The sequence below is a fragment of the Variovorax sp. GW821-FHT09D07 genome (assembly GCF_059416345.1).
Genome location: NZ_JBWKOY010000004.1, coordinates 363,646 through 389,349, shown reverse-complemented (window position 1 = coordinate 389,349; position 25,704 = coordinate 363,646). Strand labels below are relative to the sequence as shown.

Genomic DNA, 25,704 nt, shown 5'->3' with positions numbered 1-25,704 from the left:
CTCAGTCGTTGCCGATCGGGTACTCCAGCGCGACGCGGATCTGGCGCGTGTTGAGTTCGGCCTGCGCCTTGTTGTTGCGGTGCTCGCCATAGCGCAGCAGAAAGGCCAGGCCCTTCGCGCTGCCCTGCTGGACCGTGTAGCGCAGCCAGAGGTCACGCTCCCAGTGCCGGCCGCCCTGCCCGTAGCCCAGCCATGCGTAGCCTCCGCGCGGCGGCACCCGGCTGCCGTCGATGCCACTGCCGCGGATGTAGGCCGCGCCCAGGCTCAACCCGGGCGCTCCCCAACGCGCGGCATCCACTTCGTACCGCAGCTGCCACGACCGCTCGTGCGGCGCATTGAAGTCGGACAGCTGCGCCGCGTTGCCGAGCCAGACGGCGCCGCGCGTCACGTAGTCGAACGGGGTGTCGCCCGCAACCTTCTGCCAGCCCAGGCCCACGCGGTGGGGGCCGTGGACGTAGCTGGTCATGAGGCTCGCGGTGGTGTTGTCCACCGGGCCGGCCAGCGCGCGGCCCGTGTCCTTGCTGCGGTACACCTGCAGGTCGAAGGACAGCGCGCGCTTCTCCGGGAGCGGCACCGTGTACTGGGCCCCCAGGTAGCCGGTGCGCCAAGTGTCCTGCAGGCGTGCGACGTAGGCCGTGAGCGACAGCGAAGCGCTGCCCTTCCAGGTGCCGCCGGCAAAGTCGAACACGTCGCCGCGCGGTGACTTCGGGTCGAGGTAATTGACGATCAACGGGTGGTTCGTGCCGCGCGCATGGCGGTCGGTCGACCCGGTGAAGCGGCCCGCCTGCAGCGTGAGCGTGTCGAACTCGCGGCTCGTCAGCAGCCAGCCGCGCATGGTCTCGGGCAGCAGGCGGGAATCGGACGCGCTGAAGACTGGCGTCTTGACGCGCTGCTCGCCCACCGTCAGCACGGTGGCGGAGATGCGCGCCTTCAGCGCCACGCCGCCGCGCGCGATGCCGTCCTGCGCGTAGCCCGCGCCGTCCACCGGCAGCATGCGGATCTTGCCGACGCGCAGATCGTCGCCGTCGAGGCTGCGCGCGAGCGAGGCATGCGCGTCCACGCCGAAGCCGATCCAGCCCGGCGTGAAGCCGGACGCGACGGTGCCCATGACGCCGTAGCCCCACTCCTGCGCGTAGTCGCTGCGCCGCGCCCGGGGCAGCGAGGCATTGCGCCCGCCGTTGCTGCGGTCGCCGTGCAGGTAGCTCCGGTGCTCGTACACGCTGCGCTGGAGCACGTGCCAGCGCGTGTCCTCGACGAAGCCGCCGCCTTCGGCCGCGAGGGCGGACGTGCCCAGCATGGCGAGGGCCGCGCCGCAGAACCGCCTCATCGCCAGCCGCTCACAGGTACTTGAGCCACGCGATGTCGCGGCGCCGCGCCTTCAGGGCGGCGAAGGCGCGCACGGCGGGGTACAGCGCGAAGGCCAGCACCCCGGTGACCAGCCACACCATCCAGACACTGTCGAACCCGAAGAGCCGGCCCTGGTTCGGACCCCAGACCGCCTCGGCCCCCAGGTAGAGGAACTTGAGCACATACAGGTGCAGCACGTAGAAGAACATGGGCGCCGCGCCGAACACGGCCAGCGGTGCGAGCCAGGCCGCGCCCTGCCGGCGCTCGAACAGGCGCAGCAGCCACAGCCCCACGCCGAGCGTCAGCGCGATGAACAGCAGCGACGGCGGGTACTTGGTGATGTTCAGGAAGGCCATCACGGTCGTCAGCGCGCTGTCGCCCGCCACCCAGGGCTTATCGCCGTAGGCATTGAGTGCGCGCAGCGCCACGAAGCCAACGAGCAGGCCCACGGCCCACGCGAGCAGCCGCCGCTGGCGCTGCGACGCATCGGCGCCGGGCAGGAACCACGGCCCGGCGACGTAGCCCAGCGCGATCACGCCGATCCACGGCAGCAGCGGGTACGACGTGCGCAGCCTCAAGGCGTCGGACAGCTCGATCCAGCCCCGGTCGTGCAGCACCGCCCAAGGCACGTGCAGCACATGGCCGACGGGAAAGTGCACGCCGTCGAGCAGGTTGTGCCCCGCCACCAGCACCACGCCCAACACGACCAGCGCCCGGCGCGGCAGCCACACCAGTGCCGACAACGCCAGCATCGACAGCCCGATCACCCAGATCACCTGCAGGAACACGGTGGCCGGCGGGAACTGGAAGGTCCAGGCAAAGTTGACGACCGTGACCTCCAGCAGCACGAGGAACAGGCCCCGTTTCCACAGGAACGAGGACGCCGCCGCGCGGCCGCCCGCCTGCTTCGCGCCGTAGAGAAAGGCCGACAGCCCGGTCAGGAACACGAACACCGGCGCGCACAGGTGCGCCAGCAGGCGGCCGAAGAACAGCGCCGGCGGCGTCTGCGCCACGAGCATCGGGTCGGGCACCTGGTGGTGCAGGTAGAAGGTCTCGCGCACGTGGTCCAGCAGCATGAACAGGATCACGAGGCCGCGCAGCGCGTCGATGGAGAGCAGCCGGGCCGGGGCGCCGGCCCCGGGTGGCAAGGAAGCGGATGGAACGTCGGGCATTTAATTATTGCGAATTGATTCGCAATAATTTACAGCATCGGACGATGCACCCTCCTGAAGGGTTTGAAGGGCCGGTTCATTCGCCGAGCAGTTCGCCGATCGGCTGCAGGTCTTCCACCCGGTCGCAGATCGACTTGATGACCATGGTGATCGGGATGCCCAGCAGCAGCCCCCAGATGCCCCACAGCCAGCCCCAGAAGATCACGCCCACGAACACCGCCACCGGGTTCATGCGGCTGGTGCGGCTGGTGAGCCAGGGCATCAGCAGGTTGCCCACCACCGTGTGGATGGCCAGCGACACGCCGCCCACCAGCAGCGCCATCTCGATGCTGCTGAACTGCAGGAAGGCCATGAGCCCCGCCGCCACCAACACGATCACCGAGCCGATGTACGGAATGAGGTTGGTCACGGCCGCGATGATTCCCCACACGGCCGCGTTCTCCACGCCGAGCAGCCAGAACGCCAGACCGGTGGTCAGCCCCACCAGCCCGCTCACCAAAATCTGCACCAGCAGGTAGCGCTCGATGTTGCGCGTGATGTCGTCCAGCACATGCACCGTGACCTTCTTCTTCTGCAGGCTGGGCCCGGTGATCTTGATGAGCTTGCGCCGGAAGGTGTCGCCCGAGCACAGCGCGAAGTAGGTGAGGAAGGCCACGAGGGTGAGCTGTCCCATCGCATTGAGCAGGCCGACCGTGCCGCTCACCAGGTAGTCGCGCACGTTGAAGCCCGGCCGCTCGATCACGACGCGCGCCACGCCCTTGCGCGAAGCGACGCGCGCCGAGTTTTCCTCGGCCGCCTTCTCGAGCTGCGCGGCGGCCTGCTGCACGCTGTCCAGCGGCGTGGCGCTGGCGTTCTTGTCGCGGCGCATGGCCTGGCCGAGCTTCTGCGCGGCGACCGGCAGCGAGTCGAGCAGCTGCGAGGCGCTGCCCGAGAGCGAATAGCCCGTCCACCCGAGCCCGCCGAACAGGCCCAGCAGGATCGCCGCCGCGCCGATCCAGCGCGGCACGTACCAGCGGTGCAGGCGCTCGACCAGCGGCGACAGCGCGTAGTTCAGCAGCAGGCTCAGCATCAGTGGCACGAACACGGCCTGGCCCCAGCGCAACGCGAAGACGCTGGCGAGCACGGCCAGCACCACCAGCGAGGCGCTGCGCACGTCGACCGGCATGTGCAGCACGAAGCGCCTGCGCAGGGCGGAGGTCGCCTCTTCGGCGGTCGCGCTCGGCTCGACCGGCGCTGCGGGCTCGACGGGGTCGACCGGCGGCGCCGGCACCGGTGCGGGCTCAGGCGGCGGCTCATCCGCAGCCACCGGCCGTTCAGGCGCCGGCTTCGGGCCGGCCGGGGTGTCGTCGGTCATCGCGATTCCTTCAGCATCTCGCGCACCGCGGCCAGCTGGCGGCGCGACACCGCCACGGGCTCGGGCACCGAGTCCAGCCGCAGCGCCCAGCCATCGGCGTCCTCGCCGTCGTCGTAGCGCTCGAGCGCGCGGATGGCCGAGCGCGCCACCAGCGCATTGCGGTGCACGCGCAGGAAGCGGTGCGGGTAGCGCTCCTCGAAATCGTTCAGCGAGCCATCGAGGATGTGGCTGCGCGTGGCGGTGCGCACCGTGAGGTACTTGTATTCGGACTTGAGGTAGAGCACCTCGGACAGTGGCACGCGCTCGGCGCGGCCCCGGTCCTGGATCAGCACGCACTCGGGCGTGGCCTCGGGGGCCGGCTGGGTGGCGCGGCGCTCCTTCAGGAAGCGTTCGACCTTCTGCAGCGCCTGCTGCAGCCGCTCGGCGCGCACGGGCTTGGTGAGGTAGTCGACCGCCTCCAGCTCGAAGGCCGTGACCGCGTGGCTGGCGTGCGCCGTCACGAACACCACGGCCGGCGCGTCGGGTCGGCTGCGCAGCGCGCGCGCCACCTCGATGCCGTCGACGCCGGGCATGTGCACGTCGAGCAGCACGAGGTCGAGGTCCATCGCGGCCAGGTGCGCCAGCGCCTCTTCGCCTTGCGCGGCCTCGGCCGTCACCTCGGCGGCGGGCGAGGTGCAGTCGCGCAGCAGCGTGCGCAGGCGCGAGCGGGCCAGGGCTTCGTCGTCAACGATCAGGGTCTTGAGGCTCATGATTCGGCGGGGATGGCAATGCGTACGCGGTAGTTCTTCTGGTCCATGCCGGCGCTGAACTGCATCTGCATGTCGTGCAGCAGGCGCAGCCGCTCGCGCACGTTGTCCAGGGCGATGCCGTGGCCGCGCGGCAGCGGCTCGTCGGCCCAGCGCAGCGGCGGCAGGCTGTTGACCACCTCGATCACGACCATGCCGCCGCGCCGCTCGGTGCGGATGCGCAGCTTGCCGCCCTCGGGGCTGGGCTCCACGCCGTGCTTGATGGCGTTCTCGACCAGCGGCTGCAGCAGCAGGGGCGGCAGGCGCGCGTCGCTGGCGGCGGCATCGAGGTCCCAGCGGATGCGCAGGCGCTCGCCGAAGCGCACCTGCTCGATGGCCAGATAGCGCTCGGCCAGCGCGATCTCGTCGGCCAGCGTGCCCGATTCGCCGGGCACGGTGAGCGCCTGGCGGAACAGCTCAGCCAGGTCTTCGAGCATGGTCTCGGCCTTGGCCGGCTCCTCGCGCACCAGCGCGATGGCGCTGTTGAGCGTGTTGAACAGGAAGTGCGGGCGGATGCGCGACTGCAGCTCTTCGAGCCGGGCCGTGGTGGCGGCCGGCGTCTGGCCGCGCGCGCGCAGCACCATGGCCGCCATCACCAGCCCCGCGAACAGCGCGCCGGCCAGCGCGCTGGCCAGCCAGGGGGCGCTGGCGATCACGCCGGTCAAGCGCAGCAGGCCGCAGCCGTACAGCGAGGCCACGGCGCCCAGCACGGCGCCAGCGGCGTACTGGCCCGGGGGCGGCAGGCGCCGCAGCTGCTTCTTGAGCCCGCAGGCCGCCACCAGCCACAGCAGCGTGGCGGGCAGCGCGCCGCCGGTGACCGTGGCCGCCTGCACCAGCCATTCGCCGAAGGAGCCGACCACGAACAGCGTGGCCACCGCCACCACCGCCTCGACGAACACCACGGTGCGCAGCACCACGCCGATCTGGCAGGCGTCGAACAGCGCCGGACCGCCGCGCACAGGCGCGCGCGCACGTTCCGGGGACGAAGCGGACGTGGAGGGGGAGCTGGCCGATAAAATCGCCGGGTTGCGCATCGCAGACATCAGATCCATCGGGTGACCAACCCATTATTGCCTTCCTGGACGGCTCCCATGACCCAAAACCAACTCGACAAGAAATCCGAAGCCTGGTCGGCCCTGTTCTCCGAACCGATGAGCGACCTGGTGAAGCGCTACACCTCCAGCGTCTTCTTCGACAAGCGCCTGTGGCAGGCCGACATCGAGGGCTCGCTGGCGCACGCCGGCATGCTCGCGGCCCAGGGCATCATCAGCGTGCAGGACCACGCCGCCATCGAGCGCGGCATGACGCAGATCCGCGGCGAGATCGAGGCCGGCAGCTTCGAATGGAAGCTCGACCTCGAGGACGTGCACCTGAACATCGAGGCCCGCCTGACCCAGCTCGTGGGCGACGCCGGCAAGCGCCTGCACACCGGCCGCAGCCGCAACGACCAGGTCGCCACCGACGTGCGCCTGTGGCTGCGCGGCGAAATCGACCTCATCGGCGACCTGCTGGTCGAGCTGCAGAAGGCGCTGGTCGACATCGCCGAGAAGAACGTCGAGGTGATCCTGCCCGGCTTCACCCACCTGCAGGTGGCCCAGCCCGTGAGCTTCGGCCACCACATGCTGGCCTACGTGGAAATGTTCAGCCGCGACGCCGAGCGCATGGGCGAGGTGCGCAAGCGCGTCAACCGCCTGCCGCTGGGCGCCGCCGCCCTGGCCGGCACCAGCTACCCGCTGGACCGCGAGCTCGTGGCGCGCACCTTGAAGATGGACAGCGTCTGCCAGAACAGCCTGGACGCCGTGAGCGACCGCGACTTCGCGATCGAGTTCACCGCCGCCGCCAGCCTGTGCATGGTGCACGTGAGCCGCCTGAGCGAAGAACTCATCATCTGGATGAGCCAGAACTTCGGCTTCATCAACATCGCCGACCGTTTCACCACCGGCTCGTCGATCATGCCGCAGAAGAAGAACCCCGACGTGCCCGAGCTGGCACGCGGCAAGACCGGCCGCGTGGTCGGCCACCTGATGGCGCTCATCACGCTCATGAAGGGCCAGCCGCTGGCCTACAACAAGGACAACCAGGAAGACAAGGAGCCGCTGTTCGACACCGTCGACACGCTCAAGGACACCCTGCGCATCTTTGCCGAAATGATCGGCGGCATCACCGTGAAGCCGCAGGCCATGGAAGCCGCCGCGCTGCGCGGCTACGCCACCGCCACCGACCTGGCCGACTACCTCGTGAAGAAGGGCCTGCCCTTCCGCGACGCGCACGAAACCGTGGCCCACGCCGTGAAGGCCGCCACCTCGCACCAGGTCGACCTGTCGGAGCTGCCCCTGGCCGTGCTGCAGCAGTTCAACCCGAACATCGAGAAAGACGTGTACGACGTGCTGAGCCTGCGCGGCTCGCTCAACGCCCGCAACGTGCTGGGCGGCACCGCGCCCGTGCAGGTGAAGGCACAGGTCGCCCGCCACCGCGCGCGCCTGGGCTGAAGCCCGCGGCCACGCCACCGAGGGCCGCGCTTCATGTTCTACGCCATCCCGCTCGAAAACAGGCCGAGCTGGCGCAACCCGCCGTGGATGACGGTGCTGCTGATCCTCCTGAACATGCTCGTGTTCTGGGGGCCGCAGCGCAGCGAAGAAAGCGGCCGCGAGCGCGCCGCGCAGTTCTACGTGCAGAGCGTGCTGCCCGAGCTGGAGCTGCCGCCCTTCGTCGAGTGGCTCGAAAAAACCGACCCCAAGCGCGGCAAGCTGGCGCGCCGCATGCTGGCGCATGAAGAGGCCTACCCGCAGTTGCTCGAAGGCCTGCAGAACGACCAGCCCTTCCTGAAGAAACTGCGCGCCGACCAGGTCGTGACGCCCGCAAACCCGCGCTTCGACGAATGGCAGCGCGACCGCCGCCAGTACGAGGCGATGCTGCCCGCGCCGTTCACCGCGCGCTGGTCGCAGGACTACGGCAAGGACGCCGAATTCAAGCCCTGGACCTGGCTCACCGCCACCTTCCTGCACGGCAGCACGGGCCACCTGCTGGGCAACATGCTGTTCCTCTTCCTGTTCGGCTTCTCGGTCGAGCTGGCGTTGGGGCGCGGCACCTACCTGAGCTTCTACCTGCTGGGCGGCGTGGGCTCCGCGCTGCTGGCCGGCTGGGCCTATGCAGGCAAGGGCGGCTACGGGCTGGGGGCCTCGGGCGCGATCTCGGCGCTGATGGGCATGTACGCCGTGATGTACCGGCTGCGGCGCATCCGCTTTTTCTACCAGCTGTTCTTCTATTTCAACTACGTCACGGCGCCCGCCCTGCTCTTGCTGCCGGCCTGGATCGCCAACGAGCTGGTGCAGCACTGGATCGGCGGCCAGGGCATCGCCTACATGGCCCACCTGGGTGGCCTGCTGACGGGCGCCGCGCTGATGGCCGGCGCGATGTGGCTGGGCCGCGTGAAGACGCCCGAGACCGTGAAGTCGGAAATGGTGACCGACGACCACCGCTTCGCGCAGCACGTGGCCGCCGCGCGCAAGCTGTCGGCGGCCATGAAGTTCGAGCCCGCGTGCGTTGAATGGCGCGCCGCCGCCGCCCTGCGCCCCGGCGACACCGACACGCTGCGCGCCTGGTTCCACACCGCGCGCCTGCAGCCCGCGAGCGACGACTTCCACCAGGCCGCGCGCCGCATCTTCCGCCTGCCCGCCACCGATGCCGACACGCTCGCGCTGCAGCACGCCAGCTTCACGACCTACCTCGACCAGGCCAAACCGGGCGTGCGCCTGAAGCCCGACGACATGGCCCGGCTGGCGCGCCGCTTCGCGCGCATCCGCCAGTTCGGCGACGCCGACAAGCTCTGCCGCATCCTGCTGAAGACCGCGCCCGACCACCCCGAGCTGGCCGACACGCTCTCGGTGTGCGCCAACGGGCTGCTGCATGCGGGCGAACGCGATCGCGCCCTGGGCCTGCTGCCGCACCTGCTGCGGCTGGCGCCCAACGACATGGTCACGCGCGCGTTGCAACGCACGTAAAAAACCCGGCGCAAGGCCGGGTTCGTTGATGAAGCGCCGCTGCGCTTACTTGTCGTTGTGCAGGTAGGTCGCCTGCTTCGGCAGCAGCAGGCTGACCAGGAAGGCCACGCCCATCATCGCCGTCACGTACCAGTAGAAGTACGACTCGTGGCCGATCGACTTCAGGCCCAGCGCCACGTACTCGGCGCTGCCGCCGAAGATGGCGTTGCCCACCGCGTACGACAGGCCCACGCCCAGCGCGCGCACTTCGGGCGGGAACATCTCGGCCTTCACGATGCCGCTGATCGAGGTGTAGAAGCTCACCACCGCCAGGGCCAGCGTGATCAGCACGCCGGCCATCAGCGGGCTGCTCACGTTTTGCAGGTTGCTCAGCACGGGCACCGTCATCAGCGCGCCCAGCGCGCCGAACAGCAGCATGTTGCTGCGACGGCCGATGCGGTCCGACAGCGCGCCGAACAGCGGCTGCATGCACATGTACAGGAAGAGGCACGCCGTCATCACGTTGCTGGCGGTCTTGATCGACATGCCGGCCGAGTTCACCAGGTACTTCTGCATGTAGGTGGTGAAGGTGTAGAAGATCAGCGAGCCGCCGGCCGTGTAGCCCAGCACCACGAGGAAGGCGCGCTTGTGGTGCTTGAACAGCTCCGCGACGCTGCCGGCGCCCTTGGCGGCGCGGGTCTTGGTGCTGGCCGTTTCGGTCAGCGTGCGGCGCAGCATCAGCGCCACGACGGCGGCCAGGGCGCCCAGCACGAAGGGAATGCGCCAGCCCCAGGCCTTGAGCTCGGCCTCGGTGAGCAGCTGCTGCAGCACCACCACGGCCACCACGGCCAGCAGCTGGCCGCCGATCAGCGTGACGTACTGGAACGACGAGAAGAAGCCGCGCTGGCCGCGCATCGCCACTTCGCTCATGTAGGTGGCGGTGGTGCCGTACTCGCCACCGACCGACAGGCCCTGCAGCAGGCGCGCGGCCAGCAGCAGCGCGGGCGCCCAGGCGCCGATCTGCGCGTAGGTGGGCAGGCAGGCAATGACCAGCGAGCCGACGCACATCATGACGACCGAGGTCACCATCGAGGTCTTGCGGCCCTTGCGGTCGGCCAGCCGGCCGAACAGCCAGCCGCCGATCGGGCGCATCAGGAAGCCGGCGGCGAACACGCCGGCGGTGTTCAGCAGCTGGACCGTCGGGTCCGACTTGGGGAAGAACGAGGGCGCGAAATAGATCGCGCAGAAGGCGTAGACGTAGAAGTCGAACCACTCCACCAGGTTGCCCGACGAGGCGGCGAAGATGGCGAAGATGCGCTTGCGCTTTTCCTCGAAGGTGTAGGGAGTGGTGTCGCGGGTCGCGTCCGGGCTGGAAGCGCCGGCGCTCGTGCTGCTGCTGGCAATAGCGGTCATGCGGGGGGTCCTTGTCTCTGGCTGCAGCCCCCGCGAAGCCCGCGGAAAGCCGTGCCGGGGAGTCTGGTCCGCCAGGGGCGCGCTGTCGTCCGTAGGGCCCCCGCCGCGGGACTGCGTACCGGTACGCAGGGGTAAACCCTAAGTTCTAGCCGGAGGTTCGGGCGCTTTCAGGGCGACGCTCCCGCCGACGGGGCACCTTGCTCCGCGAATGTCCCCCGGCCTGCGGCCTCCTCCTTGATTTCGCTGCGCAAGGCGCCCCATCGGCGTGAGCGTGTTCAGTGCAGTCGTTGATCGGGCCAGCACAACGACAGCGCCCAGCGTGCCCAGGACACTGGGTGCTTCCCGCAGCGAAATCAAGGAGGAGCCGAAGGCGGGGGACATTCGCGGAGGGAAGTACCCGGTGGCCTGGGCACGCGCCCCGAACAGACCTACAACCCGTGCTCGCGCAAGAAGCGATCCAGCTCCAGGCTGCTCGAAAAGCCCAGCTTCGCGAACATGTGCGCCCGGTGCGTTTCCACCGTGCGCAGCTCCAGCGGCGCGAGTTCCTGCGCGATGCGCTTGTTGGGCAGGCCTTCGGCCACGAGCCGGGCGACCTGCATCTCGCGCGGCGTGAGCTTGGCCCACAGCGCCTGCGCGGCCTGCCGGGCCTGGCGGCGCACGGCGATCTCCTCGGCTTTCTGCAATGCCTTGGCGATGCTGTCGAGCAAGCGCTCGTCGTTGCAGGGCTTTTCCAGCCAGCCGAAGGCGCCGTTCTGCACCGCCTCGACCGCCATCGGGATGTCGCCGTGCCCGGACAGGAAGATCACGACCAGCGGGCTGTCCTGCGCGCGCAGCGCGTCGAACACCTGCAGGCCGCTCATGCCCTCCATGCGCAGGTCGAGGATGGCGCAGCCCGGGCGCTGCAGGTCGGCACCGGCCAGGAAAGCCTCGCCCGAGGCAAAGGCCTGCACCGCATGGCCGCGCGACAGCAGCAGCAGGCCCAGGGAGCGGCGCACGGCCTCGTCGTCGTCGACGACGCACAGGTGGTTGGCAAGCAGGGGTGCGTTCACGGGGAAGCCTCCAGTTCGAGGGTGAAGACCGTGCCGCCGCCAGGCCGGTCGGCAAAGGACAGCCGGCCGCGGTGGGCCTCCACGATGGTGCGGCAGATGTTCAGGCCCAGCCCGAGGCCGCCGGCCTTGGTGGTGAAGAACGGCGCAAACACCTGCTCGGCCAGCGCGGCGTCGATGCCGGGGCCGTGGTCGGCGATGCGGATGTGCACGCGGCCTTCGCGCAGCTCGGCCTCGACCTCCACCACGCGCCGGTCGGGCGGCGTGCCCTGTTCCATCGCCTGCAGGCTGTTCGACAGCAGGTTCAGCAGCACCTGCTCGAGCAGCACGCGGTCGCCGCGCACCGGCGGCAGCGCGGGCGCCACGCGCACCTCGGCGCGCACCTGCCGCTGACGCATCTCGCCCTGCAGCAGCGCCAGCACGTTGGCCACCAGCGCGGCCACCGCGCAGTCTTCGGTGCCGGCGGTGCGCTGGCGCACGAAGCCGCGGATGCGCCGCACGATCTCGGCGCTGCGTTTGGCCTGCGCCACGGTCTCGTCGAGGCTGCTGGCCAAGAGCGGCTGGTTGCCCTGCGCGGCGAAGGCCTTGGCGGCGCTGGCGAAGTTGCTCAGCGCCATCAGCGGCTGGTTGAGTTCGTGCGCCAGCGTGGAGGCCATCTCGCCCAGGCTGGCCAGGCGCTGCGCGTGCTGCAGCTGCTCGTCGTTCTGGCGCTGGCGCAGCTCGGCGCGCTTCTGCTCGGTGATGTCGACCACCGAGCTCATCCAGCCGCTGTGGCGGCCGTCGGCGTCGATGAGCCGCGCGGTGTAGACCATGGTGATGACCTCGTGCCCGTCGCGGTGCCGCAGGCGCGACTCGAAGCCCGAGCGCGCGGGCTGCCCGCTCATCATGGCCTCGTAGTGAAACCAGTGCTGCGTCACGTCGTCGGGGTGCCAGTAGGGGTACGGCGGCAGCCGCCCCAGCAGCTCGTCGGCGCCGTAGCCGGTCATCTCGCAGAAGGCCGGGTTGACGTAGATGATGCGGCCCTGCAGGTCGCGCGCGCGCATGCCGACCAGCAGCGAGTCTTCCATCGCCTTGCGAAAGGCATGCGCCTGGTCCAGCTCGTGGGTGCGCTCGCGCACGCGCAGTTCCAGGTCGCGCCGCGCATCGCGCTGCTCGGCGAAGCGGCGCTCGCGCAGCCGCCAGTACAGCGCGCCCAGCAGCAGCACGCCGGCGCCCAGCAGGCCGAGCATCCAGGTGCGCTCGCGCGCGCGGGTGACTTCGGCGTGGTCGGCCATCACCGTCAGGGTCCAGCCCAGGTCGGGCAAGGGCTCGTCGACGGCGAGAAAACGGCGCGCCTTGCCGCCGACCGTGGTGCGCACCAGGTAGCCCGGCGCACCCTCGATGTGCTCGACGCGCCAGGGCAGCGGCGCGAAGCGGGTGCGCGCGCCGTACTGCTGGTCGTGCTCGATGCCGGCCAGGTCGGCGGGGCTCAGCGCCCGCGTGGCCTGGTACATCCAGCCCGGCACCGAGCTCAGGAACACGATGCCGCGCGCGTCGGTCAGCAGGATCGGATCGCGCACGAAGGCCCAGGCGTCGTGCAGCTGGCGCAGGCTGACCTTGACGGTGACCACGCCCAGCACCTCGCCGCCGCCCTCGGCGCGTACCGGTGCCGACATGAACAGCCCCGGCTCGCCCGTGGTCTGGCCCACGCCGTAGAACAGGCCGCGCCGCCCGGCGCGCGCGTCGAGAAAGTACGGCCGGTTGGCGTACGACTCGCCCACGAAGCTCTGCGGCGTGGCCCAGTTGCTCGCGGCCAGCGTGAGGCCCTGCGGGTCGGTGAGGTACAGCGCGTCGGAGCCCGCGAGGCGGTTCACCTCCTCGATGTGGTGGTTGGCGCGCTGCCGCGCGGCGGGGTCCTGCGGGTAGGCCAGCACGGCCAGCACGTCGGGGTGCATGCCGGCGGTGAACGGCAGGTAGCCGTACTTGCCGGCGGCGTCGCGCAGGCCGAGCACGTGCACTTCCATGGCGCGGCGGATCGAGTCGGCCTGGAAGTTCGCCTCGCGCCGCGCGGCCCACTGGCCTGCCACGGCGATCAGCAGCAGCGCCAGCGCCACGGCGCCCGCCCAGGCCACCAGCGCACGGCGGCGGGAACGCGCCGGCGATGCAGACGAAGAGGGAGCAGGAAGGGACGGTTCGGGCGAAAGGGGCGGCATGGGAGGCAGGTCCGCAGGTCCGCAGGTCCGCAGGTCCGGCCGGCGCGGCGTGCGGAATTTTGCCCTGATCCGCGGGCCGGCCCCCTCTCAGGCCGCCGGCCGCAGCAGCCAGCGCACTTCCTGCGTCTGCTCGCTCTCGGGGTAGCGGGCCTCGAGCGTCGTGAGGATCGGCTGCGCCATGTCCGTGCGGCCCAGCCCCTGCACCAGCGCGCGGGCCGCGAGTTCGTAGGCCTGCGGGATCGCCGCGTGGCCACGGAAGCGCTTGTCGAAGCCCGACAGCAGCGCGAGTGTGCCGTGGGCGTCGCCGCCACGCCACTCGGCGCGGGCCATCGCGATGACCATCGCCGGGTCGTCGAGCACGAAGGTCTTGTCGATGGCGCGGCAGGCCTTGAAGACTTTCAGCGCGTCCGATGCGAGGTCGCGCCGCATCAACAGCGGAATGAAGCGGCGCGCGTGGTCGAACAGCGTGTCCTTCTTCTCGGGCATGAGCGCCAGCACGCGGTGGTAGCGGCGCTGCGCGGCCAAGTCGTCGGCGTCGGCGGTGCGCTGGGCCTCGTAGGCAATGCCGAGCGCGGCAGGCAGGTCGCCGTCGGTGATGCACTGCGCCACCTCGGCATCGGTGCGCTGCGCGGCGATCTGCGCGGGCGTGCGGCGGTCGACCGGCGCGCCGATGTCGGCACCCGCGCCGGGCACGAGGTCGATGCCGAAGGCGTCGTGGTGCTGGTACATCACGTAGCCCAGGAGGCTCGCCATCACCCAACCGAAGTAGATGAACGCGAAGTTGACGATCGGCAGCACGATGCGCCCGTCGAACACCGGCAGCACCATCGAGATCGCCACCTGCGCGCCCGTGCTCAACAGGAACAAAAAGAAGCACAGCAGCGCATAAGGCCAGCCGATGGTGCGCATCGCGTCCATCACGTAGCCCGGGTTCATGGCCTGGAAGAAGCTGCCCGACTGCACCAGCACGATCACCGCCGCCGGGAAGGTGAAGGACATGATGAAGAGGCCCACCGTGCCCAGCACCGGCTCGTACCACGCGAGCCAGCCGATGAGCATCGTCTGCACCAGCGAGATGGCGAAGAGCTTCCACGGCAGGTAGGTCCACTCGTCGCTCGACTCGCGCCCGAAGTCGGCCGAGTCGCGGATGCCGCGCGCGCCCAGCGCAATGACCTTGAAGCCGTAGCGGCTGGCCGCCAGGATGATGCCGACCTCGATGACGACGAAGGCCAGCGCATCGGGCAGGAAGAACACGGCCTCGAACAGCAGGCTGCAGAACGACAGCACCAGGCCGTAGGCCAGCGGCCGCAGCTGGAGCGGAAAGGCGAAGAAGCTGTTGAGGCGGTGCCAGAACGGCGGGGGCGGCGGCAGGGAGTCGCGGTCGATCATGGCGGGGCCTGGGGTGCTGATGCGGCTACTTGCGGAAGAAGTCGCTCTGGCTCATCGCGCCCGCGCCGCCCAGGCGCACCACGGTGATGCCGTTGGAATGCACGAGGCGCATCTGGCCGAGTTCGCGCTCCAGACGCTGGGTGAAACTGCTCTTGTACTGCAGCACCGACTCGCCCATCTTCAGCACGCTGGTGCCCGTGACGGTGGCGCTCTTGCGGTCGGTGGCCACCTCGATGCTGTCGATGTGGTAGTCGTACTCGATGGTGAGGATGCCGCCCATGCGGTCGCCGACGGTGCGAAACAGCTCGATGTTTTCCTTCACCGTGTCGCAGGCTTCGTCGCGGTTCTGGGTGGTCTCGAGGGTGCGGCCCATGGCCGTGACCTTGCTCTCGATCACCGCCTTGCGGCTGAGTTGCTTGCAGATCGCCTCGGCGTCGCGCGAGTACACGGCGTGGGCGTCCTTCCGGTAGTAGTCGCGCACCATCGCCTCGTCGAGCTTGCGGCCGCCGACAAAGAAGAACCACGCGCCCACGCAGAGCGCGATCACGATCGCAATTTGCTTCATTCCCGCCCCCGCGCGCACGCGGTCCCGCTCCGTTTTGCGGCGCAGTATACGTTGCCGAATGTTTCCAAACGGCGGCGCAGCGGGGGTTCCCGGCGCTTCAGCCGGCGCGGTAGAAGATGTAGTCGGCCTGGTACTTCACGACCTGTTTCTGGCCCAGGTTCGTGGCGCCACAGGCGGCGGCGGGGGCCACGCCGCCCTGCGTGGCGACGCGCTGGATGTAGCTCACGCCCTGCATGGCGCCCATGCCGGTGGCGGGGTTGGCCTTCACCAATTGGTGGGGAATGTTGCCGCTGCCGTTCGGCGCCACCGCCACCTGTGTGGCCGTGACCTTCGAGCCGTCCGCGTTCTCCCAGGTGGCGGGCGGGCCGTAGTACTTGCCGACCTGCTTGCCGGCGCGGTCCATCAGCTTGGCGTCGGGGCCGACGAAGACCCATTCGTGCGCGCCCGGCGTGTTGGCCTTGGCGCGGCATTCGTAGGTGATGTCGCCGGCGCCCACGGTTTCCATGGCCACGCGGTGGCCGGCGGGCACCTTCACGGTGTCGGGCAGGCTGGCCTGCGAGAACATCGGCGCGGGCTTGGCGCCCATGCCGGAACAGGCGGCCAGGCCAAGCGCCGCTGCGGTGGTGGAAGCCAGGACGGTCAGGGTGCGGATGTGCATGGTCGTTTCCTTGGTGTCTGATCGGTGGTGAAAAAGAAAGAGCCGCCGTCTGGAGTTCTGCATGTCGACGCCCCCCTGCCCCGTGTACGCAGCCCGACGCCCGTTGGATTCAGACCGGTCGCGCTGAATCCGCCGCCCCGGCCGGGCCGTACCTCGGACATGCGCACCGATGCCCCACAATCCGCGAATGACAGCCCCCAGCCCCGACGCCGAACTGATGGCGCTGATCGACCGGATCGGCCATCGCGACGAAGCCGCCCTGCGACAGCTGTACGACCGCACCGCGCCCCGCCTCATGGGGCTGGCGATGCGGGTGGTGCGCCAGCGCGAGTGGGCCGAAGACGTGCTGCAGGAGTCCTTCCTCACCATCTGGCGCGTGGCCGGCGACTACCGCGCCTCGCTGAGTCCGCCGCTGGCCTGGCTGGGGCTCATCGTGCGCAGCCGCTCGCTCGACCTGCTGCGCCGCCGCACCGCCGACCGCGCCCAGCTCACGCAGGAGTTCGACGAGCTGATGGCCGACACCTTCGAATCCGACACGCCCAACCCGGCCGACATGGCCGATGCGAGCGAGCAGGCCTGGGCGCTGCACCAGTGCCTGAGCCAGCTCGAGGGCCGCCAGCGCGAGGTGGTCAGCCTGGCCTACCTGCGCGAGATGAGCCACAGCGAGCTGGCCGACCAGCTCAAGCTGCCGCTGGGCACCGTGAAGACCTGGATCCGGCGCGGGCTCGACAAGCTGCGCACCTGCATGGGCCGCTTCGCCTGACCACGAGACCCGCCCCATGAACCTCCTTGCCCACCCCGAACTGCTCGAACTGCTGGCCGCCAGCCATGCGCTGGGCACGCTGCGCGGCGGCGCCCGCCGCCGCTTCGAAACCCTGGCACGCGAGCAGGCGCCCGTGCGCGCCGCCGCGCTGGTCTGGCAGGGCCGGCTGGCCGGCATGACCGAGCTGCAGCAGCCGGTCACGCCCGACCCGGCCGTCTGGACCCGCATCCGCAACCTGATCGACGCCGAGCAGGCGCAGCAGGCCCTCGAGCGGCAGCGCGACAACGCCGCGCCCATTGCGTCTGCGTCGACGGGCGGCTGGCTGCGCAGCCTTGCGCTGTGGCGCGGCGCCGCCGCGGCCGGCGCGCTCGTGGCCCTGCTGGCCGTGGGCGTGGGCCTGAACCTGCGCGAGCAGCTGATCAACGCGCCCGCCGTGCAGTACGTGGCCGTGCTGTCCGACGACAAGGCCGCCGCCTCCATGCTCGTGACCTTCGACCCGAAGAAGAAGCAGCTCGTGCTGCAGCGCGTGGGCAGCTTCCGCGAAGGCGCCGACAAGTCGCTGCAGCTGTGGGCCCTGCCGCCCGGCGGCGCGCCGCGCTCGCTCGGCGTGCTGGACAATGCACCGGCGCTGCGGCTGGCCGCCTCGGAATCCGATGTGCGCGTACCGGCGCTGGCGATCAGCCTGGAGCCCAAGGGCGGCGTGCCGAGCGCGGGCGGCCCGACCGGGCCGGTGCTGTTCCATGGCCCGCTGATCGAAAAAACGCTCTGACCCTGTCCTGAATTTCTCCGCTTCCGTTCTCTTTCCGATGCCTTCGATGAAATCCGCGCTGGCGGCCACCGCCGCCCTGCTGCTGGCAACCGCCGCCTTCACCGCCCAGGCCCAGACCGCGGCCGCCGCCTTCCCCTACGAAGCCGACGGCGCCACGGCCGCCGACACCACCTCCGCCTACCTCGCCGCCAAGGCCCGCTGGCACAACGAACTGGCCGCCTTCGCGCGCGCCGATCAGGAGCGCTTTCCGGCGCCGGGCGGCGTGGTGTTCGTGGGCAGCTCCACCGTGCGCATGTGGACGCGCCTGTCGCAGGACTTTTCCCGCGTGCCGGGCGGCATCGTCAACCGCGGCTTCGGCGGCTCGACGCTGGCCGACTGCGCCCTGTTCGCGCGCGACCTCGTGGTGCGCTACAAGCCCCGGCAGGTGGTGCTCTATGCGGGCGACAACGACCTGGCCGAGGGCCGCACGCCGCTGCAGGTGCTGGACAGCTTCGCGCGCTTTGCCAACGCGGTGCGCGCCGAGCTGCCCGACGCGCGCATCAGCTTCATCTCGGTCAAGCCCAGCCCGTCGCGCGAGCAGCTCATGCCGCAGATCCGCGAGACCAACCACGTGATCTCGGCCTACCTGAACCTGCTGCCCAACAGCGAGTACATCGACATCCACACGCCGATGCTCGGCGCGGACGGCCGCCCGCGCCCCGAGCTGTTCCGCGGCGACCGGCTGCACCTGACGGACGAGGGCTACCGGCTGTGGCAGTCGGTGGTGGCGCCGCATCTTCCGATGCCGCCTGCGGTACAGCCCTGAGCCGACAGCCGACGCGATTCATTCGCGAGACACCGCGGAACCGGCTTTGCCGGGCCGCAGGTGCCGCCCCCGGTAGGGGGTAGGAGAAGCGACACGAAGTGCGCGAAGCCTGGGGGCGAGTTCTTTCACGCCGGCGCAGGCTCCGAAGGCACGTCATCCGCCGGCGGCGGCACGTCGGCGCCGCGCGTGAAGCGTGCCACGAAGTACATCCCCGCGAACACCGCCGCCAGCAGCAGGCCGTCGCCCCACCAGGGCCGCGCCATCTGGTTGTCGCCGTAGAAGGCCAGCACCAGCAGCACCGCCACGAGGTGCGCGCAGAACACCGGCAGCGAGGCCGAGCCCATCGCCTCAAGCCAGTGCAGGCGCGGGATCTTGCGCATGAGCCAGGGCCCGAAGCGCACCGCCAGGATGCCCAGCGCCACCAGGTTCACGATCCGCAGCGGGCCGAGCTGCCACTTGTCGAACAGCAGGTTCATTTCCACATCGCCGCCGAACGGCGCCTGGCCGTTGATGCCGGTGTGGCGCCAGTAGAAGCCGTAGAGCGCGATGCCCGCCGCCAGCACCAGCAGCCAGGCCGGAAAGCGCAGCGGCCGGGCGTCGGGCGCGTTGCGGCTGGCGCCCAGGCACAGGCCGGCGAACCACAGGAACTGCCAAGCGTAGGTGTTGAAGGCGCCCATCTCGTGAAACGGCACCGGCACGCCGAGGTAACGCACCGCCAGTCCGTAGACCCATTCGCTGAGCCCGAACTGCGCCATCGCCCAGACCGTGGCGCTGGCCACCATCACGAGCGTCCAGCCGTGGCGCATGGCGAAGGCCAGCACCCAGGGGCTCATGAGCATGAAGAAGATGTACATCGGCAGGATGTCCAGCAGCGGCGGCTCGTAGATCAGCAGCAGCCCGAACAGGAAGCCGTCGCGCGGCTCGGCCAGGTAGTACGACACGAGGTTCTTGACCGCCGGCTGGTCGATGTGCACGCCGAGCGCGGCGATCACGGTGAACAAAAACAGCAGGATCGCCGCCTGGCACAGGTAGACCTTGAGCACGCGCCGCCAGAAGGCCTGGCGCATCGAGTCGACCCCGCGCACGTGGCCGATGCGGCTGTAGACCAGCCCCGCCACGAAGGCCGACAGCAGCACGAAGCCCTCGGCGGCCGACACGAAGCCGAAAGGCTGGCCCAGTGGATCGGTCAGCCGCGTGGGCAGGTGGGTGACGGTCATCAGCACGAGCATCAGCCCGCGCAAGGCGTCTATTTCCCAGTAGCGTTTCATTCGGTCGGCGGCGAGGTCTTGGTGGCGGTCTGCGCAGCGCACGCACGACGTCAGCGATTGTAAGAAGACCGGCGTACGTCGACCGAACGCGCGCTTCAAACACGGACGGCCTATGACGCTTGGCACTCCCGGAGCGCCATGCAAATCGGCTACGCTGCGCGCTGCCTCAAGGTGGAGAACTCCGTGAACCGTTTCATTCCGACATTGCTACTGGCCGCCGGCGCGCTCGCGGCGGGCCCGGGCCATGCACTTCAGATCACCAGCCTGACCCCGCAGGGCGAAGTGGCGCGCGTGCGCCAGGTCGTCGCCAAATTCGATCAGGCGGCGGTCAACTTCGGCGACCCCAAGGCGCCCGCCCCGCTCACCGTGAGCTGCTCGGACGCGCAGGCCGGCAAGGGCACCGGCCGCTGGACCGACGCCAAGGCCTGGGTCTACGACTTCGAGAACGACCTGCCGCCCGGCGTGCGCTGCTCGGTCACCCGCATTCCCACCTTCAAGCCGGCCGGCGGCGGCGAGCTGACCGGCCCCGAACGCTATCAATTCAATAGCGGCGGCCCGTTCGTGCGCAACTACATGCCGGGCACCTACGCCCGCATCGACGAGCAGCAGATGTTCGTGCTCGAGCTCAACGGCGCGGCCACCATCGACAGCGTGCGCCAGAACGTCTGGTGCGCGGCCGACGGTGTCGGCGAACGCATTCCGGCCAAGCTGCTCGAGGGCGAGGCGCGCACCGAACTGCTCAAGGCCTTCCACCGTGAGAAGGAAGCCGCGAAAGACCCGCTGCGCTTCATCACGATGCAGTGCAACCGCACCCTCACGCCCGGCGCCAAGGTGCAGGTCGTCTACGGCAAGGGCGTGGCCACGCCGTCGGGTGTCGCCAACAACGTGGAACGCCGTTTCGACTACCAGGTACGCGAGCCCTTCGCCGTGTCCTTCACCTGCGAGCGCGAGAACGCGCAGGCCGCCTGCCTGCCGCTGCGCCCGATGCAGCTGCAGTTCAACGCGCCGGTGACGCGCAAGGTGGCGTCGCAGATCGTGCTCAAGGGCGACGGCAAGACGATCAAGGCCACGCTCGAAAGCGGCGGCGGCTCGCAGAACGACGACGACGTGGTCAACAGCGCGAGCTTCGGCCCGCCGCTGGCCGAGAGCACGCAGTTCAGCATCGAGCTGCCTTCCGGCTTCCAGGACGCTTCGGGCCGCCCACTGGGCACGCCCGGCAGCTTTCCGCTGAAGGTGGCGACCGGCGCGATGCCGCCGCTGGCCAAGTTCGCGGCCTCGCCCTTCGGCGTGATCGAGCGCCTGGCCGAGCCCGGCACCCCGGCGATGATGCCGGTCACCGTGCGCCGCGTGGAGCCGCAGCTGATGGTGCAGGCGCTCACGCCCGGCAAGGTGAGCGACCTCAACCCCAAGACCGACGCCGAGATCATCGCGTGGTACCGCAAGGTGCGCCGCTACGACAGCTACACGGTCAGCCGCGACACCGCGCGCCGCGACGTGAAGGGCGCCTTGCCCCCGGTGATCGACAAGAACGAACGCTCGCACGTGCAGACGCGCATGGTGTCGCTGCTCGGCGGCCAGCCGGGCGTGAAGGCCCTGGACATGCCCAAGGCCGAGAGCGGCGACCCGCGCCCCTTCGAAGTGGTCGGCATCCCGCTCACGCCGGGCTTCCACGTGCTGGAGATCGCCTCGCAGAAACTCGGCGAAGCCCTGCTCGACGAACGCTACAACGCCGGGCGCACGATGTACGTGCGCACCACCGCGCTGGCCACCAACCTGGCCGTGCACTTCAAGCTGGGCCGCGAGAACTCGATGGCCTGGGTCACCACGCTCGACAAGGGCAAGGTGGTGGCAGGCGCCGAGGTGCGCGTGTCCAGCTGCGACGGCAAGGCCGTGGCCACCGGCACCACCGACGCCAGCGGCATCGTGATGCTCAACGGCGTATCGCCCGATGCGCCCAGCTGCAACGGCCCGAACGAGTACGAGACCAGCGCCTGGTTCGTGAGCGCGCGCGCCAAGGACGACAAGGGCGTGGAAGACCTCGCCTTCACCTGGAGCGACTGGCAGCGCGGCATCGAGCCCTGGCGCTTCAACGTGCCCACCAGCCTGGACGTGCGCCCCGACGGCATCGCCCACACCATCTTCGACCGCACGCTGCTGCGCGCCGGCGAGACGGTGTCGATGAAGAGCCTGCTGCGCACCCAGACCAGCAAGGGCTTCGGCCTGCCGGCAGACCGGCCCGACACGCTGGTCGTGACCCACATGGGCAGCGGCCAGCGCTTCACCCAGCCGCTGGCCTGGCGCAAGACCGCCACCGGCGGCCTGAGCGCAGAGAACAGCTTTGCCATTCCGCCGGCCGCCAAGCTCGGCGTGTACCAGGTCGAGCTGCGCAGCGGCGACGGCACCAGCGACGAAGGCAACAACCGCACCTACTCGACCGGCATCTTCCGCGTCGAGGAGTTCCGCCTGCCCGTGCTCGAAGGCCGCATCGCGCCCACCGAGAAGAAGCCGCTGGTGGCCGCCACGAGCGTGCCCACCGACGTGCAGATCAACTACGTGGCCGGCGGCGGCGCCGCCAACCTGCCGGTGCGCGTGTCGGCCATGGTGCGCGGCAAGGGCCTGAGCTTTTCCGACTACGACGCCTTCAGCTTCAACCCGCCGCGCGCCGCCGGCGACGGCAGCGAAGCCGCCACCGCCGCCGACACCAGCGCCGGCGAGGAAGACCTCAACAGCGTGAACGACACCCGCGTGATCGCCGACAAGCTGCCGCTCACGCTGAACAAGGACGGCGCCGGCAAGGTCACGATCGACAAGGTGCCCAAGGTGAAGGCGGCGCGCGAGCTGTTGCTCGAAGCCACCTACGCCGACCCGAACGGCGAGGTGCAGACCATTCGCAGCACGCAGACGCTGTGGCCCGCGTCGGTCATCGCCGGCATCAAGACCGAGGGCTGGGTCTCCACCAGCCAGAAGCTCAAGTTCCAGGCGCTCGCGCTCGACCTCACGGGCAAGCCCCAGGCCGGCGTGACGCTCAACGTGCGCGCCGTGGCGCGCATCACCACCACCAGCCGCAAGCGCATGGTGGGCGGCTTCTACACCTACGACAACAAGACCGAGACCAAGGACATCGGCACCGTCTGCTCCGGCAAGAGCGACTCGCGCGGCCTGCTGCTGTGCGAATCGGAGCTGAAGGAGGCCGGCGAGGTCGAGCTGGTGGCCAGCGCCACCGACAGCGACGGCCGCAGCGCCAGCGCCGTGAGCTCGGTCTACGTGACCAAGCAGGGCGAACTCTGGTTCGGCGGCGAGGACAACGACCGCATCGACGTGCTGCCCGAGAAGAAGAGCTACCAGCCCGGCGAAGTCGCCAAGTTCCAGGTGCGCAGCCCGTTCCGCTTTGCGACCGCGCTGGTGGCCGTGGAACGTGAAGGCATCATCGAAACGCACGTGGTGCAGCTCGACGGCAAGGACCCGACGGTCAGCCTGCAGGTCAAGCCCGAGTGGGGGCCGAACGCCTACGTGAGCGTGCTCGCACTGCGCGGTCGCCTGCGCGAAGTGCCGTGGTACAGCTTCTTCACCTGGGGCTTCAAGGCACCGCGCGAGTGGTGGACCGCCTTCTGGTACGAGGGCAAGGAATACGTCGCGCCCACCGCGATGGTCGACCTGAGCAAGCCCGCCTACCGCCTGGGCATGGCCGAGATCCGCGTCGGCACGCGCGCGCACCAGATCGACGTGACCGTCACCAGCGACAAGCCCAGCTACCCGATCCGCAGCAAGGCGCAGGTCACCATCACCGCCAAGCTGCCCGACGGCAAGCCGGCCGCCGGCGCCGAAGTGGCGCTGGCCGCGGTCGACCAGGCCCTGCTGGAGCTCATGCCCAACGACAGCTGGAACCTGCTCAACGCGATGCTGCAGCGGCGCAGCTGGGGCGTGAGCACCTCCACCGCGCAGATGGAAATCGTCGGCCGGCGCCACTACGGGCGCAAGGCCGTGCCTGCGGGCGGCGGCGGCGGCAAGGGCCAGACGCGCGAGCTGCTCGACACCCTGCTCGTGTGGAACCCGAAGATCGTGCTCGACGCCAACGGTCAGGCCGTGGTGACGGTGCCGCTCAACGACGCGCTCACCACCTTCAAGATCGTGGCCGTGGCCGATGCGGGCACCAGCCTGTTCGGCACCGGCCAGGCCAGCATCCAGGCCACGCAAGATTTGCAGATCATCAGCGGCCTGCCGCCGCTGGTGCGCGAGGACGACCAGTTCCGCGCGCAGATCACCTTGCGCAACACCACGCAGAAACCGATGAAGGTGGAAGCCACGCCGCGCGCCACGCTGCTCACGCTCGAAACGCAGACCGTGGACATTCCGGCCGGCGAATCGCGCGAGGTGGCCTGGAACGTGACCGCGCCCGCGCAGCTCGCGCAGACGCGCGCCGAAGCCATCCTGTGGGAGATCGAGGCGAAAGACACGGTCGGTGGCGCGCGCGACGCGCTCAAGGTGCGCCAGCGCATCGTGCCCGCCGTGCCGCTCACGGTGCAGCAGGCCACGCTGGTGCAGGTCGACGGGCCGTTCACGCTCGACGTGGCACCGCCCGCCGACGCCCTGCCCGGCCGCGGCGGCCTGAAGATGTCGCTGCAGCCCAAGCTGGCCGAAGGCCTGCCGGGCGTGCGCGACTGGTTCGCCAACTACCCCTTCAGCTGCCTCGAGCAGAAGACCAGCAAGGCGGTCGGCCTGCGCGACGCGAAGATGTGGCAGGGCGTGCTGGCCACGCTGCCGACCTACCTGGACAGCGACGGCCTCGCCAGCTACTTCCCGCCGCGCGACGGCGAAGCCAACCGCGGCAGCGACATCCTCACGTCGTACCTGCTCGCGGCCACGCACGAAGCGGCGCAGCTCAATCCGGCCTTCGCGCTCGCCGACGACGCGCGCGCACCGATGGAGTCGGGCCTGATCGCGTTCGTCGAAGGCCGCGTCACGCGCGAGTTCTGGAGCCCGCGCAAGGACCTGGACGTGCGCAAGCTCGCCGCGCTCGAAGCCTTGTCGCGCTACGGCAAGGCCAAGGGCAGCATGCTCGGCAGCATCACCATTGCGCCGAACCAGTGGCCCACCAGCGCGGTGATCGACTGGGTCAACATCCTGAAGCGCGTGAACGACGTGCCGCAGCGCCAGCAGCGCCTGGACGAGGCCAACAACGTGCTGAAGGCGCGCCTGTCGTACCAGGGCACCAAGCTCATCTTCAGCACCGAGCAGGACGACTACTGGTGGTGGCTCATGACCAACGGCGACGTCAACACCGCGCGCCTGCTGCTCACGGTGATGGACGACCCGGCCTGGAAGGACGACATCGGCAAGCTCGCCAACGGCTTCATCGGCCGCCAGCAGAACGGCGCCTGGCACACCACCACCGCCAACCTGTGGGGCGGGCTGGCGCTGGAGAAGTTCAGCAAGGTGTTCGAGAGCACGCCGGTGGCCGGCGTCACCGCCGCCACGCTGGGCGCGGTGAAGGCGCAGGTCGACTGGAGCAAGGTGGAGCGCGTGAAGGCCAGCGACGCAACCGGCGCCCCGAACCAGACCACGATGTTCGGCGCGCCCGCCTCGCCGGGCAACCTGCGCAACAACACGATGTTCCTGCCCTGGTCCGCATCGCCCACGGGTGCGCCCGTGCGCGACACGCTGCTGGTGACGCAGCAGGGCACCGGCAAGCCGTGGCTCACGCTGCAGTCGCTGGCCGCCGTGCAGCTGAAGGCGCCGTTCGCGGCGGGCTATGCGCTGAAGAAGACCGTCACGCCGGTCGAGCAGGCCGTGGCCGGCAAGTACACGCGCGGCGACGTGCTGCGCGTGAGCATCGAGGTCAACGCCAGCACCGACATGACCTGGGTCGTGATCACCGACCCGGTCCCGGGCGGCGCCACCATCCTGGGCAGCGGCCTGGGCCGCGACTCGCAGATCGCCACGCAGGGCGAGAAGAAGAGCGGCGCCGGCTGGCCGGCGTTCGAAGAGCGCAGCTTCGAGGCCTTCCGCAGCTATTACGAGTACCTGCCCAAGGGCGTGGTGAAGATGGAATACACCGTGCGCCTGAACAACGTCGGCGACTTCGCGCTGCCGCCCAGCCGCGTCGAAGCGATGTACGCGCCCGAGATGTTCGGCGAGACGCCGAATGCGCGGGTGAAGGTGGAGGCGGCGAAGTAACGCGGTCATGGTGAAGGCGGGCCG

18 protein-coding genes are annotated in these 25,704 nt (G+C 69.9%); 6 read left to right on the top strand and 12 right to left on the bottom strand.

All coding sequences use genetic code 11. The annotated features are described in order from the left end of the window. Window position 1 precedes the first annotated feature (1 nt). From AC07OX_RS17505 to AC07OX_RS17485, 5 genes are all read right to left on the bottom strand, one after another. Window positions 2-1,297 (bottom strand): OprD family outer membrane porin, encoded by a 1,296-nt coding sequence (locus AC07OX_RS17505; protein ID WP_495261046.1) that lies wholly within the window; start codon window positions 1,295-1,297, stop codon window positions 2-4. 40 nt (window positions 1,298-1,337) lie between these two features. Continuing rightward, window positions 1,338-2,519, bottom strand: a complete 1,182-nt coding sequence (locus AC07OX_RS17500; RefSeq protein WP_495261047.1) for an acetyltransferase domain-containing protein — start codon at window positions 2,517-2,519, stop codon at window positions 1,338-1,340. Between the two features lie 76 nt (window positions 2,520-2,595). After that, complete coding sequence (locus AC07OX_RS17495; protein ID WP_495261048.1) at window positions 2,596-3,873, bottom strand: AI-2E family transporter; 1,278 nt, start codon at window positions 3,871-3,873, stop codon at window positions 2,596-2,598. Then, a complete protein-coding gene (locus AC07OX_RS17490; RefSeq protein ID WP_495261049.1) occupies window positions 3,870-4,622 on the bottom strand; it encodes a LytR/AlgR family response regulator transcription factor in 753 nt (250 codons plus the stop codon). The genes AC07OX_RS17495 and AC07OX_RS17490 overlap by 4 nt, the downstream gene beginning before the upstream one ends. Continuing rightward, window positions 4,619-5,692: a sensor histidine kinase gene (locus AC07OX_RS17485; protein WP_062474364.1), complete on the bottom strand. Its 1,074-nt coding sequence runs from the start codon at window positions 5,690-5,692 to the stop codon at window positions 4,619-4,621. Before AC07OX_RS17485 ends, AC07OX_RS17490 begins: the two co-directional genes overlap by 4 nt. Window positions 5,693-5,749: 57 nt before the next feature. Here AC07OX_RS17485 and argH point away from each other — a divergent pair, with 57 nt between their 5' ends. After that, window positions 5,750-7,147, top strand: a complete 1,398-nt coding sequence (gene argH / locus AC07OX_RS17480; RefSeq protein WP_495261050.1) for an argininosuccinate lyase — start codon at window positions 5,750-5,752, stop codon at window positions 7,145-7,147. Window positions 7,148-7,180: 33 nt separating this feature from the next. Then, window positions 7,181-8,659 (top strand): rhomboid family intramembrane serine protease, encoded by a 1,479-nt coding sequence (locus tag AC07OX_RS17475; RefSeq protein WP_495261051.1) that lies wholly within the window; start codon window positions 7,181-7,183, stop codon window positions 8,657-8,659. A 45-nt stretch (window positions 8,660-8,704) separates the two neighbouring features. Here the strand turns inward: AC07OX_RS17475 and AC07OX_RS17470 are convergent, their stop codons facing one another. From AC07OX_RS17470 to AC07OX_RS17445, 6 genes are all read right to left on the bottom strand, one after another. Further along, window positions 8,705-10,051 carry an MFS family transporter gene (locus AC07OX_RS17470; protein WP_095949595.1) on the bottom strand — a complete coding sequence of 449 codons (1,347 nt, stop codon included), beginning with the start codon at window positions 10,049-10,051 and terminating at the stop codon, window positions 8,705-8,707. Window positions 10,052-10,479: 428 nt separating this feature from the next. Beyond that, complete coding sequence (locus AC07OX_RS17465; protein ID WP_056572153.1) at window positions 10,480-11,100, bottom strand: response regulator transcription factor; 621 nt, start codon at window positions 11,098-11,100, stop codon at window positions 10,480-10,482. Then, a complete protein-coding gene (locus AC07OX_RS17460) occupies window positions 11,097-13,289 on the bottom strand; it encodes an ATP-binding protein (protein WP_495261052.1) in 2,193 nt (730 codons plus the stop codon). Before AC07OX_RS17460 ends, AC07OX_RS17465 begins: the two co-directional genes overlap by 4 nt. Window positions 13,290-13,376: 87 nt before the next feature. Beyond that, the gene (locus AC07OX_RS17455; protein WP_495261053.1) at window positions 13,377-14,678 is read right to left on the bottom strand and encodes a hypothetical protein; all 1,302 of its coding nucleotides are present in this window, start codon (window positions 14,676-14,678) and stop codon (window positions 13,377-13,379) included. Window positions 14,679-14,703: 25 nt separating this feature from the next. Further along, window positions 14,704-15,243: a hypothetical protein gene (locus AC07OX_RS17450; protein ID WP_495261054.1), complete on the bottom strand. Its 540-nt coding sequence runs from the start codon at window positions 15,241-15,243 to the stop codon at window positions 14,704-14,706. 97 nt (window positions 15,244-15,340) lie between these two features. Continuing rightward, window positions 15,341-15,901 (bottom strand): DUF3455 domain-containing protein, encoded by a 561-nt coding sequence (locus tag AC07OX_RS17445; protein ID WP_495261055.1) that lies wholly within the window; start codon window positions 15,899-15,901, stop codon window positions 15,341-15,343. 187 nt (window positions 15,902-16,088) lie between these two features. Between AC07OX_RS17445 and AC07OX_RS17440 the strand changes: the two genes are divergently transcribed. Genes AC07OX_RS17440 through AC07OX_RS17430 form a run of 3 tightly spaced genes read left to right on the top strand, consistent with a single transcriptional unit; the run spans window position 16,089 to window position 18,238 of the window. After that, window positions 16,089-16,664, top strand: a complete 576-nt coding sequence (locus AC07OX_RS17440) for an RNA polymerase sigma factor (RefSeq protein ID WP_495261056.1) — start codon at window positions 16,089-16,091, stop codon at window positions 16,662-16,664. Between the two features lie 16 nt (window positions 16,665-16,680). Further along, window positions 16,681-17,433 (top strand): anti-sigma factor, encoded by a 753-nt coding sequence (locus AC07OX_RS17435; protein ID WP_495261057.1) that lies wholly within the window; start codon window positions 16,681-16,683, stop codon window positions 17,431-17,433. Window positions 17,434-17,479: 46 nt separating this feature from the next. Continuing rightward, the gene (locus AC07OX_RS17430) at window positions 17,480-18,238 is read left to right on the top strand and encodes an SGNH/GDSL hydrolase family protein (RefSeq protein WP_495261250.1); all 759 of its coding nucleotides are present in this window, start codon (window positions 17,480-17,482) and stop codon (window positions 18,236-18,238) included. Between the two features lie 125 nt (window positions 18,239-18,363). Here the strand turns inward: AC07OX_RS17430 and opgC are convergent, their stop codons facing one another. Further along, window positions 18,364-19,506: an OpgC domain-containing protein gene (gene opgC, locus AC07OX_RS17425; RefSeq protein ID WP_492697241.1), complete on the bottom strand. Its 1,143-nt coding sequence runs from the start codon at window positions 19,504-19,506 to the stop codon at window positions 18,364-18,366. A 183-nt stretch (window positions 19,507-19,689) separates the two neighbouring features. On the opposite strand from opgC, the gene AC07OX_RS17420 reads away from it, so the two are divergent. After that, entirely contained in the window at window positions 19,690-25,680 is a 5,991-nt protein-coding gene (locus AC07OX_RS17420) for an alpha-2-macroglobulin family protein (RefSeq protein ID WP_495261251.1), read from the top strand. Window positions 25,681-25,704 lie beyond the last annotated feature (24 nt).